Annotated in this window: 8 protein-coding genes, 1 tRNA gene and 1 pseudogene; 7 read left to right on the forward strand and 3 right to left on the reverse strand. The window is 52.9% G+C overall.

Annotated elements, in window-relative coordinates:
- Window positions 1-662 precede the first annotated feature (662 nt).
- Window positions 663-1,448 carry an endonuclease/exonuclease/phosphatase family protein gene (locus GTPT_RS06515; RefSeq protein ID WP_025903766.1) on the forward strand — a complete coding sequence of 262 codons (786 nt, stop codon included), beginning with the start codon at window positions 663-665 and terminating at the stop codon, window positions 1,446-1,448.
- 89 nt (window positions 1,449-1,537) lie between these two features.
- On the opposite strand, the gene mltD is transcribed toward GTPT_RS06515, so the two are convergent.
- Together mltD and gloB are read right to left on the reverse strand one after the other, a co-directional pair.
- The gene (mltD, locus tag GTPT_RS06520; RefSeq protein WP_025903765.1) at window positions 1,538-2,917 is read right to left on the reverse strand and encodes a murein transglycosylase D; all 1,380 of its coding nucleotides are present in this window, start codon (window positions 2,915-2,917) and stop codon (window positions 1,538-1,540) included.
- Between the two features lie 76 nt (window positions 2,918-2,993).
- Window positions 2,994-3,749 (reverse strand): hydroxyacylglutathione hydrolase, encoded by a 756-nt coding sequence (gene gloB / locus GTPT_RS06525; protein WP_029991590.1) that lies wholly within the window; start codon window positions 3,747-3,749, stop codon window positions 2,994-2,996.
- Window positions 3,750-3,807: 58 nt separating this feature from the next.
- Between gloB and GTPT_RS06530 the strand changes: the two genes are divergently transcribed.
- Window positions 3,808-4,545, forward strand: coding sequence for a methyltransferase domain-containing protein (locus GTPT_RS06530; RefSeq protein WP_025903763.1), 738 nt, complete (start codon window positions 3,808-3,810; stop codon window positions 4,543-4,545).
- Here the strand turns inward: GTPT_RS06530 and rnhA are convergent.
- Window positions 4,527-5,093, reverse strand: a complete 567-nt coding sequence (rnhA, locus tag GTPT_RS06535; protein WP_162139950.1) for a ribonuclease HI — start codon at window positions 5,091-5,093, stop codon at window positions 4,527-4,529. The two genes, GTPT_RS06530 and rnhA, sit on opposite strands and share 19 nt — an antisense overlap.
- Between rnhA and dnaQ the strand changes: the two genes are divergently transcribed.
- From dnaQ to imm45, 5 genes and pseudogenes are all read left to right on the forward strand, one after another.
- Window positions 5,047-5,778: a DNA polymerase III subunit epsilon gene (dnaQ, locus tag GTPT_RS06540; protein WP_025903761.1), complete on the forward strand. Its 732-nt coding sequence runs from the start codon at window positions 5,047-5,049 to the stop codon at window positions 5,776-5,778. The two genes, rnhA and dnaQ, sit on opposite strands and share 47 nt — an antisense overlap.
- A 131-nt stretch (window positions 5,779-5,909) precedes the next feature.
- A tRNA-Asp gene (locus GTPT_RS06545) sits at window positions 5,910-5,986 on the forward strand.
- Between the two features lie 624 nt (window positions 5,987-6,610).
- Window positions 6,611-7,735 (forward strand): annotated as a pseudogene (locus GTPT_RS06550) (ShlB/FhaC/HecB family hemolysin secretion/activation protein); the annotation flags it as partial.
- Window positions 7,736-7,742: 7 nt separating this feature from the next.
- Window positions 7,743-11,903, forward strand: coding sequence for a hemagglutinin repeat-containing protein (locus tag GTPT_RS06555; RefSeq protein ID WP_169740232.1), 4,161 nt, complete (start codon window positions 7,743-7,745; stop codon window positions 11,901-11,903).
- A complete protein-coding gene (imm45, locus tag GTPT_RS06560; RefSeq protein WP_241964849.1) occupies window positions 11,900-12,223 on the forward strand; it encodes an Imm45 family immunity protein in 324 nt (107 codons plus the stop codon). Before GTPT_RS06555 ends, imm45 begins: the two co-directional genes overlap by 4 nt.
- Window positions 12,224-12,384: the final 161 nt, after the last annotated feature.

Raw genomic sequence — 12,384 nt, forward strand, 5'->3', positions numbered from 1 at the left:
ACTTTCAAGGCCATGTTATTTATTAACATGGCCTTTTTCTTTTTTATTTCCTGCAGAATGTGATTCTCAGTACCATGCCTCGCCTTATATATTCCCGCGCTATTCGGTCACCTCACCGAATGTTATGCTTCGTGCCATAGTTGTTGATCTCTATGCCGGAAAAAGGCAGTAAATGCCTTATCCATGGTCGCTGGTTAATCTGCAATTTACATAACATCGTACACCAATGCAGCGATCGCACCGGGGCTATCAAAAACTCCTCATAAACCCCGTAGCCTGCGAAGTTCAGTCTTTGTCTGATACCCGATGATAATATGTGCAGATAAAGCATATACAAATATCCGGAGAGCCATCACAGGCTTTACTGCTTAGTTGCCTCGGATCCCCCTTATAAAGAGATTATGCTAAGCGCTGAAAGCGCTATCAAAGCTAACTTCGTGTATGTTCGCCGCGTAACTCATGGTTTATCGCCATACATTCGCCGTGTTCTACCGTGCTTATGGGAAGGGGCAGGGTGGTATTAATCAGGGCAGAGTAAAGACCCGCAATCATTAAGTGTAAAAATAATTAAAAAGAAATGAAGACATAGAATGTCACTGTCTTCGACGGACGAACAGGTTTATTATGAGGGGATGATGTCTTCCGGAGCAAAAGAGAAGAGGGTGCGAAAAAAAACCTACGCAATGCGTTATGTGGCGGGACAGCCTGCAGAGAAAGTATTTCCTCCTGCACTGCGCCTTCCCTCGACTCATACCTTACCCGGCGGTACGGAGTTACCTGATTACAGCACTTTAAAGGTCCTGGTCTGGAATATTTTCAAACAGCAGAGAGCTGACTGGCGTTCAGTGCTTCAGGGGTTTGGTCAGGGCAGCCATCTGGTGTTATTACAGGAGGCTCAGACGACACCTGAACTGGTTTCGTTTGCCACCCGGCATTATATTGCGGCTGATCAGGTTCCCGCTTTTGTGCTGCCTCAGCATCCTTCCGGCGTAATGACGTTATCTTCTTCGCCGGCGATTTATTGTTGTCCCCTGAGAGAACGTGAGCCGCTTTTGCGGCTGGCAAAATCTGCCCTGGTGACTGTTTATCCGATGCCTGACAGCCGTTTTTTACTGGTCGTGAATATTCATGCAGTTAACTTCAGTCTCGGAATCGAAGTCTATCGCAAGCAGCTTGATGCTATCGGGGAGCATATCCGGCACCATAACGGACCGGTACTGATGGCCGGTGACTTTAATGCCTGGAGCCGTCAACGCATTCATGTACTGTATCAGTTTATGCGCCAGCAACGGTTACGTGAGGTACTTTTTTCACAGGATCACCGGCGTAAAGCTTTCGGACGTCCGCTGGATTTTATTTTCTACAGAGATATGGAAGTGAAGCGGGCCACCGTGCTGGAGACCACAGCCTCCGATCATAACCCGTTACTGGCGGAGTTTTCTTTCTGAATTTTTGGTCAGAGGGCTCATAGTCACGATAAGCGTATAAAAAAGGGCTGACAATAATGTCAGCCCTTTTTTTACTTTCCGGTAGGGTATCAGCTATTGTTTACAAACAGCGTCAATTTATCCCCCGGTCTGATTGAACGCTCATCAGATAAAAGCGCATTCCAGCGCATTACATCTCTGATGTTAACACCGTGTCTCGCAGCGATGCTGGAAAGAGAATCACCCTTACGAACTTGGTAGGTGATGCTGTTTCCATTATCCGCCAGCTGACTGACTGCGCCGGTGTTACGTGGGCTCAGTTTCAGTATCTGGCCGGCTTTTAGCCCGGCAGTGCGCAGATTATTGAACGATTTCAATGCGGCTACGCTAAGGCCATTTTTTGCTGCTACACCCGACAGGGTATCTCCGCGACGCACTTTATAGCTGCCTGAGGTGGTCGGGGCATTACTGGCGACCAGTTCAGGCTGTATTGCCTGAATATCCGATGCAGCCAGTGAATTTTTCAGCTGCTCCACATGGGACTTAGGCACCATAATGTACTGTGGTCCCTGAGGTGCAGTTGTTCCCTGCTTATAACCGGCATTAAAACTTTTCAGCGTTGATACAGAAATACCCGCCATTTCAGCGGCCTGCGCCAGTCTGATTTGCTGACCAACTTCAACCCGTGCCAGGGCCCGGTTTTCGTTCGCCTGCGGTAACCTGACTCCGTAGCGTTTGCTGTTTTTCAGTATCTCGCTTAATGCCAGCATTTTAGGGATGTAGACCGTGGTCTCTTTCGGCAAAGATAAATGCCAGAAGTCTGTCGGCTTCCCGCGGGCTTTATTTTGCTTAATCGCTTTCAGAACGGTTCCTTCACCGCTGTTATACGCAGCGACCGTCAGTAACCAATCCCCGTTAAACATCTTGTTCAGACGTTGCAACATGTCCAGTGCGACGCGGGTAGATGCAACCACATCTCTGCGTCCGTCATACCACTGGTTTTGTTTCAGTCCGTAATGTTTTCCCGTACTTCCTACAATCTGCCAGAGCCCTGCAGCATTGGATGATGAAGTTGCGTGCGGGTTAAAAGCGCTCTCCACTATGGGTAGCAGTACCAGTTCCATCGGCATTTTTCGTTTCTGTATTTGCCCGACTATCCAGTACATATACGGTTCAGCCCGTAAAGTTACATCGTGGAGATAGCTCTTGTTTTTCAGATATTTATTTCTTTGTTCACGGATCCGCGGGTTATCCGGGATCTCCATCGTCAGCTCGTCACTAATGGTGTTCCAGAGATTGCTGTTTTGTGCGACGTTAGTTCCATCATCCTGCCATCGCGGCGACAACATTCTTTCTCCGTACTGACCATTTTCTCCCTGACTCGCTGAAGACAGACTCTGTGCATGCTGAACGGGTATATCTGCATCTTTCCCTGATGCCTGACATCCGGCCAGCAAGACTGAGGCGAAAAGTATCGCTTTAGCCTTCATGTATGTGTCATCGTTGGTAGTAGATTAAAAGTCGAGCAATGATACGGTACGGAGAGAGACAAAACAATCAAAAAAATTAAAAGCTGTCTTTCTTACGCCGCAATGCCTCAAAAACCTGCCAGGACTCCGGTAAATTTAAGTCAGGCAATATATTCCTTTGTAAATCAATGTCATTTGTTTTCAGAAAAACATTAATCTCCCGTTCTTTTTCCAAAAATGAAGGGAGAGTTATCTGGTTTTCGTCACGTAACTGCTTAATTTTATGGTAATAAGAGAGGATCTGCGGGTTTTGTGGCAGTACAGCCCGGGCAAACGCCATATTTGATAAAGTATATTCATGTGCACAGCATATCAGGGTATCTGCCGGAAGCTGATTAAGTTTCTGAAATGACTCATGCATTTGCTTTGCTGTCCCTTCAAATAATCTGCCACATCCGCCAGAAAACAGTGTGTCCCCACAGAAAAGGTAAGGTTTGCTGTAGTAAGAGACGTGTCCCAGGGTGTGCCCGGGAGTGGCGATGACAGTGAATTCAATACCGGAAATTGTGATGACCGTACCGTCTTTCACTTCCTGCGTGGTGCCTTTATTAAGGGTTTCGGCGGGGCCGTAGACCGGGAGTCCGGGCCATTGCGCGGTGAGTTCTCTCACACCACCCACATGATCACCGTGATGATGTGTCAGTAATATGGCTACCGGCTGCCAGTGATTTGCGGCTATCGTTTCAGTCACCGGTCTGGCTTCCCCGGGATCGACTATAATGCACTCGCCCTGATCATTATTAAGCACCCAGATGTAGTTATCCTGTAGTGCCGGAATACTGGTAAGATTCAAACGGTGACGACCCATAAAATTTCTCCGGTTATCCTGAACGTTCTGATGATGGTAAAACATGAAGCCAGCTAAGACACGACAAATACTTAAGACCCCGGACCACTGGGAAGAAATCCCCTGGGGGGATTTCTATCGGGAGGCCTTACAACAGCATCTTCAGCCTTACCTGGGCAAACTCTATGGTTTTCATTTACTGAAAATCGGTGCTCTCAGTGCGGCGATTGATACCGATGAGTGTCCTGTCAGCCATCAGTTCACGGTGAGCCCCGGGGGACTACCTGGTGGTGTTGCCGGTAATGAGATGCGGCTACCCTTTTTAAGCAAATCCATTGATGTCTGTTTTCTGGCTCATTCCCTGAGCTGGAGCCAGGATCCTCATCAGATGCTGCGGGAAGCCGACAGAGTATTGATTGATGATGGCTGGATAATACTGACCGGCTTTAACCCCTTTAGCCTGCTGGGGGCCGGGAAACTTCTGCCCTGGCTTCATCGGCGTTTGCCCTGGAGTGGCAGAATGTTCAGTCAGGGGCGAATGATCGACTGGCTCAGTATCCTTAATTACGAAATCATCTGCAGAGAAAGTTTCCAGGTCGTACCCTGGCGACGAAACGGTGGTGAAATTATCACGGCACATCTCCCGGTACTGGGGTGTATAAATTTGCTGATTGCCCGAAAGCGTACCTATCCGCTGACGCCTAACCGGAGTGCATTATCGGCAGGGAGATCCAGACTCCGTACTGCCGTTAATGTGACACGACAATGCTCGGAAATTAAATCTCAGGATACCGATAAATAGCCAGTGTCTTCCTGTGTCGGCGAACCCGCAGCATCACGGGCAAGGACATCACAACGTTCGTTTTCAGGGTGTCCGGCATGCCCTTTTACCCACTGCCAGTCGATGGTATGGGATTGCAGGGCGAGATCCAGGCGCTGCCAGAGGTCGACATTTTTGACCGGCTTTTTATCCGCGGTTTTCCATCCGCGCTTTTTCCAGTTAAATATCCACTGAGTGATCCCCTGGCGTACGTACTGGCTGTCTGTACTGAGTGTCACTTCGCAAGGCTGTTTCAGTGCTTCCAGGGCCACGATGGCCGCCATCAGCTCCATCCGGTTATTGGTGGTCAGACGGTAGCCCTGGCTGAACTCTTTTTCATGGTTTCCGTATCGTAAAATTGCACCGTATCCACCGGGACCCGGGTTGCCGAGACAAGAACCGTCGGTGAAAATTTCTACCTGTTTGCGCATCTCTGGTAGACTTCCTGTAGTAAAAAATCCAAGTCTGACATAAACGGGCCCTATGAGCACAGTAAAAAACCGCCAAATCGTCCTTGATACAGAAACCACCGGTATGAATATGGTGGGGGTTCACTATGAAGGTCACCGCATCATTGAGATTGGTGCGGTGGAAGTGATCAACCGCCGCCTGACAGGGAATAACTTCCATGTTTATCTGAAGCCGGACCGGTTGGTGGATCCGGAAGCTTTCGGTGTCCACGGGATCTCAGATGAGTTTTTGCTGGATAAACCGGAGTTTTCTCAGGTGGCGGATGAGTTCCTTGACTACATCCGTGGCGCAGAACTGGTGATCCATAATGCCTCGTTTGATATCGGCTTTATGGATTATGAGTTTGAAAAGCTCAACAGGGGCCTGGCCAAAACGGAAACATTTTGCGAAATCACCGATAGCCTATTAATGGCACGAAAAATGTTTCCGGGCAAAAGGAACAGCCTGGATGCCTTATGCTCCCGTTACGACATAGATAACACCAAGCGAACGTTGCACGGCGCATTGCTTGATGCCGAAATTCTTTCCGATGTTTTCCTGGCCATGACTGGCGGACAGACATCACTGACCTTCAGTAGTGACAATGATCAGTCAGAACAAAGTGACGGGGGGATCATTCATCGTGAGGTGCGCAACGCCGGAGGATTGCGTGTCGTGCGGGCCAGTGACGATGAGATCAGTGCCCATGAAGCACGGCTGGACCTGGTGATGAAGAAAGGCGGCAGTTGTTTATGGCGTATTTAACCGTATGGAATTGTTGATAAAACAGTCCTGAGCTTAAAAAAACGTCAAACGAATCGGTTATTGCATAAAAACCATTGACGGCACTGATGAACGTCATTAATATTCGCCTCGTTCCCGACGGGGAATGAAGCGGAGCGGTAGTTCAGTTGGTTAGAATACCTGCCTGTCACGCAGGGGGTCGCGGGTTCGAGTCCCGTCCGTTCCGCCACTATTGCAGGGCCATGTTATTTATAACATGGCCCTTTTTGTTGTCTGTATTTTTCGGTATGCCATAGCGTGTCCCCTTCCTCCCTGACGTGTATGCGCCCGCACTATTTCTTATTGGCCCCCGGTTTTTCCGACTTCTCGTCATCCTGCCAGTATATTCCGAATATCGCGTTGCGATATAGCATTTCGCTTGTGGGCTCGCTCCGGGCATTTGAAAGTGACAGGTGCCGTTCCCTTCTGAAAGTCTTTAATGATAAACATCTTATCTTCATCACGATGGTTATGCCGATCTCATGGTGATTGTCAGTACAACATCAGGCGTGGGCTGACCCTGAGGATCATTCGCATGCATTCAGGACCGGTGAACTGATCCCGCTGAGACTCATCGCCCCTCTGGTTGCATTTTCCCCGTCTGTTCCCGGTTCACCCTCGGAAGATGAACAGAATTTCAGGGTAAGGAGCGAGACATTGCTGCGAGAAATGTGCGGGGAGAGTGAACAGGATGGAAAATATTCTTAATGACAGCCCCCTTTGAACTGAGAACTAAGTCGCTTGCTTTTTAAGCGCGCAAGGAGATAATACGCACAAAGTTACATATTTTTACACTTTTTGAAATGGATTTTTCATGAAAAGGACTTTTTCGGTACACTGCCGCCCTTCAGGGACGGCGGTATCTGCCCTTGCAGGCATGCTGTTGACCCTGTCACTTCCGGTACTGGCCGCCACGCCGTCAGAGGTGTCCGGACAGGATACTGTGGCATTGGATGCCCGTGAACAGCTACGTCAGCAGGAGCGCGAGCGCGTCTTGCACGAGCAGAACGCACCGCAGGCAGATTCGCGCTTTGTCCGTCCCGGGAAGGCGCTGCCTGACTATCCTGCCCATGAAACCCCTTGTTTTACCATTAATCAGATAGCCCTTGTCGGCGAGTCTGCCGAAAGCTTTCAGTGGGCTCTCAGTGCCGCTACTGACGCCAAAGGGCACTGTCTGGGCGGCCGGGGCATTGTGCTGGTCATCAACAAAGTACAAAACGCCATACTGGCGAAAGGCTACGTCAGTACCCGAGTCATGGCGCAGGAGCAGGATCTGACAAAAGGCATCCTGACCCTGACCCTGCAACCCGGGCGCGTCGGTGATGTCCGCTTTGAAAAACCGGTCTCCTGGCGCGGGCGATTGTGGAACGCCATCCCTGTCTTATCGGGGGATATTTTGAATTTACGCGACGTTGAGCAGGGATTAGAGAATTTCCGGCGTGTACCGAATGCCACCGCTGACATCAAAATTGTTCCCGGCAGGCATGATGGCACCAGCGATCTGCTGGTCAACTGGGAGGAAGTCCGGCCAGTACGGCTCAGCCTGGGCCTCGATGACAGCGGCTCTGAAAGTACCGGACGGTATCCCGGCTCCGTGACGCTGGCTCTCGATGCACCCTTTGCACAGAACGATCTTTTCTATGCCAATGTAAGCAAGGAGGTATTCCGGCAAGGGCCGTTCGGCAACCGTTCGCACACGCTGAACTACTTTTTCCCCGTGGGTTATTGGGGTTTTGCTGCCAATTACAACGACTACACCTACCACCAGAATATTCCCAATGCCAGCGAAGTGCTGCGCTACAGCGGTAAAAGCGACAACATCCAGCTAAAGGTCTCCCGGCTGCTGTATCGGGATCAGTCACATAAGATCACGCTGAACCTGCGCGGTTACCGCAAGCATTCGACGAACGCCGTTAACGACATCGATATCGACCAGCAGTATTGACGTGCAGGCCGACACTCTGTCGATGAGCACTAACCTGCAGGATGCGTTGCGCCAGGCGACGATGAGCGCCGACGATATCAGCCTGCGTGGTACCGACATTACGCTTGCAGGCGCCAGGCTAACCGCGACCGACACCCTCAGCCTGAGTGCGCGCAACGACCTGACCATTACCACGGCCAAAAGCAGTCATACCGCTGATCTTGAGGTTATTTCAGGCTCGATGGGCAACCGCAACAGCGCCGGGGTGGAGGATGCAGGCAAGCGTATGGCGCAGGTCAGTGGCGAATGGCAGCAGGCGCTGGGCAGCACGTTAAGCGCTGACGGAGACTTCAGTCTGACAGCGGGGCGGGACGTGGCACTCACGGGCAGCCAGGCCCGGGCCAGCGGTCAGCTGAGCGTGCAGGCCGGGGGCGATATCACTCTCAGGGCCGATACCACCACCAATACGTCGCACCTTGACGCCGGTAGCCGAACCTCATCTGTCAGTAACCGCCGCGAGGAAGAGCGCCTGACGCTTAGCACCCTCGGCGGTGACCTGGGCGTCACTCTGGTTGCCGGCAATCAGCTGCTGGCTGAAGGCACTCAGGTTGACAGTAAAGAAGGTCGCATTGGTGTGAGCGCGCAGGATGTGACCATTAAGGACGCGCGTACCCACACGCTGGCTCAGGATAGCGAAAACAAGCGCGGGGGCAAGACGCGCAGCCACCGCGAAGAGGAAACCGAACGCGAGACCAGCACGGGCAGTACCTTCAGCGGCCAGCAGGGCGTGACGGTCATCGGGCGTGAGGGCGATGTGACGGTTACCGGCAGTACACTGCACAGCGAACAGGGCGCCATCGCGCTTCAGGCAAAAAAAGACGTCCTGCTCAATACTGCCAGCGAAAGCGAGTCCCGATACAGTGAAGAGCGTTCACAGAAAAAAGGCTACCTGAGTAAAAGCAGCAGCCACACTGTAACCGATGACCGCAGCACGCAGGAGAAAGGCACCTTGCTCAGCGGGGAGAACATCAGCATCAGCGCCGGAAACGACCTGACGGTGAAAGGGTCGGCGATTGCCGCCGACCGTGACGTCAGCCTGCAGGCTGGTCACAATGTCGGGATCGTTGCGGCCACCGAAACTGTGTCCCATTACCTTCTGGAAGAGAAGCAAAAAAGCGGCCTGCTGAGCAGCGGCGGCATCGGCTTTACGATAGGCAAGCAATCGGGCAGGCACGAAATCGACGAGAAAGGCACGACTCAGAGCCAGAGCCTCAGCACCGTGGGCAGCAGTCAGGGGAATGTCAGTATCACGGCGGGCAACCAGCTGCACATCGGCGGCGCCGACCTGGTGGCGGGCAAGGATCTGGATCTTACCGGCGACAGCGTGACCATTGATCCGGGCTACGACCAACGCACCCGGACAGAAACCTTCGGGCAGAAGCAGAGCGGGCTGAGCCTGGCGTTGTCGGGTAGCGTGGGCAGTGCGCTCAACACCGCCGTGAGCCCGGCGCAGCAGGCCAGAAAAGAAAGCGACGGGCGCCTCGGCACGCTGCAGAACATCAAGGCGGCGCTGTCCGGAGTTCAGGCAGCTCAGGCTTATGCGCGTGACAGCGCACTGACCGGGGCGGCGGATGCGAAAAATGCCGCCGCCGGCCTGCAGGCGGGTGATAAAGGTGCCGCGCAGGGGGCGACTAACACTCTGGGTGTCACTGCCTCCCTGGGGAGTCAGTCGTCGAAGAGTGAAAGCCGCACTGACAGCCGCCAGTCGCAGGGCAGCACGCTCACGGCCGGGCAAAACCTGTCGATAACGGCGACCGGAAAAAATAATGCCGTGCAAAGTGGCGATATCGCCCTATCCGGCAGTCAGCTGAAAGCGGGCAAGGACCTGACGCTTAACGCAGCGCGGGATATTACCCTGCAGTCTGCGGAGAACACCGAAAGTACGGACGGCAAAAATGAGAGCCACGGTGGCAACGTCGGCGTGGGCGTCGGCATCGGCTCAGGCGGTTACGGCATCAGCGTCTCTGCCGCGGGGAACGCCGGTAAAGGGCATGAAAAAGGCAACAGCCTGACTCATACTGAAACCCTGCTTGATGCGGGCAACCACCTCAGCCTGAGCAGCGGCCGTGACACCACCATAAAAGGAGCGCAAGCCAGCGGGGAAAAAATTACCGTTGCTGCGGGGCGTAACCTGACGCTTGAAAGCGAGCGGGACAGCGACAGCTATGATATGAAACAGCAGAACGTCAGCGCGGGCGGCAGCGTCACCTTCGGTCCGATGGCCGGCTCCGCCAGCGTGAGTGTGAGCCGGGATAAACTCAGGAGTAACTTCGACAGTGTCAAAGAGCAGACCGGGCTGTTTGCGGGTAAAGGCGGATATGACGTCACGGTCAGCGGGCACACTCAGCTCAACGGCGCGGTGATAGCGAGCACCGGAGATAAGGACAAGAACCATCTCAATACCGGAACCCTGGGCTGGACGGATATTCACAACCAGGCCGACTACAGCGCAACCCATAGTGGCGTTTCTCTGAGCACCGGCGGGCCGGTGGGCAAGGATCTGCTGACCAATATGGCCGGTGGCATGCTATCGGGGGCTGACAACAGTGACCACGCAGAGGGGACGACGAAGGCTGGCGTCAGCGAGGGTACACTGACAGTCAGGGGTACGAACAAACAACAGCAGGATGTCACCACCCTTAACCGGGAGACTGATCATGCTAACGACGGCAGCATCAGCCCGATATTTAACAAAGAGCAGGAGCAAAACCGGCTAAGACAGGCACAGCTTATCGGGGAAATCGGTGGTCAGACGATGGACGTTATCCGCACGCAGGGAGAAATCGCAGGGCAGAAGGCCCGGACAGACCCGGACGCGCTATCGCAGGCCAGGGAGCAGCTGATCAAAGACGGTAAACCGGTCAGCGACGCGGCGGTGACGCAGCGGGCGTACGACAATGCGATGCAGCAGTACGGAACCGGCAGCGACCTGCAGAAGGCAGCGCAGGCGGTCACGGGTGCGCTGACGGCGCTGGCGGGTAACAATCTGTCCGGGGCGCTGGCGAGCGGCGCGTCACCGTATCTGGCGACGGAAATCAGGAAGCTGACAACGACCGATGGTGAGGTGAACGTTGCGGCTAACGCGATGGCGCATGCGGTGCTTGGTGCGGTGACGGCGCAGCTGAACAACCAGTCGGCAGTGGCCGGTGGGCTTGGGGCTGGCGGGGGCGAACTGGCGGCGCGCTATATTGCCGGTCAGTTGTTTCCGGGCAGGACGGCAGAGCAGCTGAGCGAAAGTGAGAAACAGCAGGTGAGTGCGCTGAGCGAACTGGCCGCAGGACTTGCAGGGGGGCTGGCGACGGGCGATACTGGCGGAGCAGTGACGGCCGCTCAGGCGGGCAAGAATGCGGTTGAGAATAACTCGCTGAGCGGTGACCAGGCGCGTGCCACGGTGAAACAGACCGCCGAATCCCTGAAAGATCAGGTGAGGGATAAGCTGGGCAACGGTGCCACCTCTTCCATCGCTAACGGCATTATCAATGCCCTCGCGGATACCGGCGATGCGGCATTAGGCGGGGCTGATTATGTTGCGGACGCGGCGATGGCGCTGGCGGCGTGTGCAGCGGGAGACAGTTACTGCTCCAGAGCCATGAGCGACCTGTCAGGTAAGAATCAGGCGGTGGCAGACAGCGTTACGGCGCTGATGAAAAGCGAGACCTGGTCAGCGATGGCTGATACGATCAAACAGGCTTCGGAAGGTAATCAGCTCGCGCTGGAAGCCACGGGCGGGATGCTGGCCGGGATTATACTGCCCGGGAAGAAAGTGCCTGGTGCTCTGAAGGCTGTTGACCCGAATATTAAGATAGCTACGGGCGCAACTGTTGGTGATTTTGAGGCTAGTCTATTTAAATTACCGCCAGGAGAACGAGTTGCTATAGTCAAACAAACTGCGGCTAAAGTTGTTGCAGAACATGGACTGATTAAAGACAACAAGCTGACTAAAATGAATAATCGCGATGTATATCGTGGGACGGATGGAAATCTTTATGCTCTTGATACGCAACATGGACGTTTTGAAGTAGTTACCCCACAGGGGAAACATGTCATGGAGGTTAACTTTGCCATGAAAGAGATTCCTGATAGCAAAGATAAATCTGGCGGACATAATTTGAGGGTTAAATGATGGAGCATATTAAGCTATTAAACTATCCAGAGAAGTCTATTCGGCGAGGAAGGGTTTTTAGATTGCCAGCGGTATGGCCTTATGAAGATATTGTAGATTTTATGGTAATTGACTTAGCACATACTCATGGCTTGGTTGTATCCTCTGGATTTAAAGCAGGTTCAATGTTAGTTGAGTTACCGCCAGAAAGTGCTTCTTCAGAAGGCCATGCTTTAAGTACCGAATGGGTGATTAATAATTGGACTAAGTGGATTTATCCCGAATGTGCTGTTGAAGACGTTTATATCATCGATCAGTATGCAGCAAAGGCCTTTGACTAAATAAAGTAAACCAATCTGTAATTAATCCCGGCCTTCTGAGCCGGGATTAATTATGTGTTAAAACTTAAACTCCGGCTCAATCACCAGCCGTGGTGTAAGCAGACCTGTTTTAGTTCCAGACACTTTTTGAGGTTTCCGTTTTTTTGACCCCTCCCCAATTT

Origin of the sequence: Tatumella ptyseos ATCC 33301, assembly GCF_000735525.1 — a bacterium.
Classification (GTDB): Bacteria; Pseudomonadota; Gammaproteobacteria; order Enterobacterales; family Enterobacteriaceae; genus Tatumella; species Tatumella ptyseos.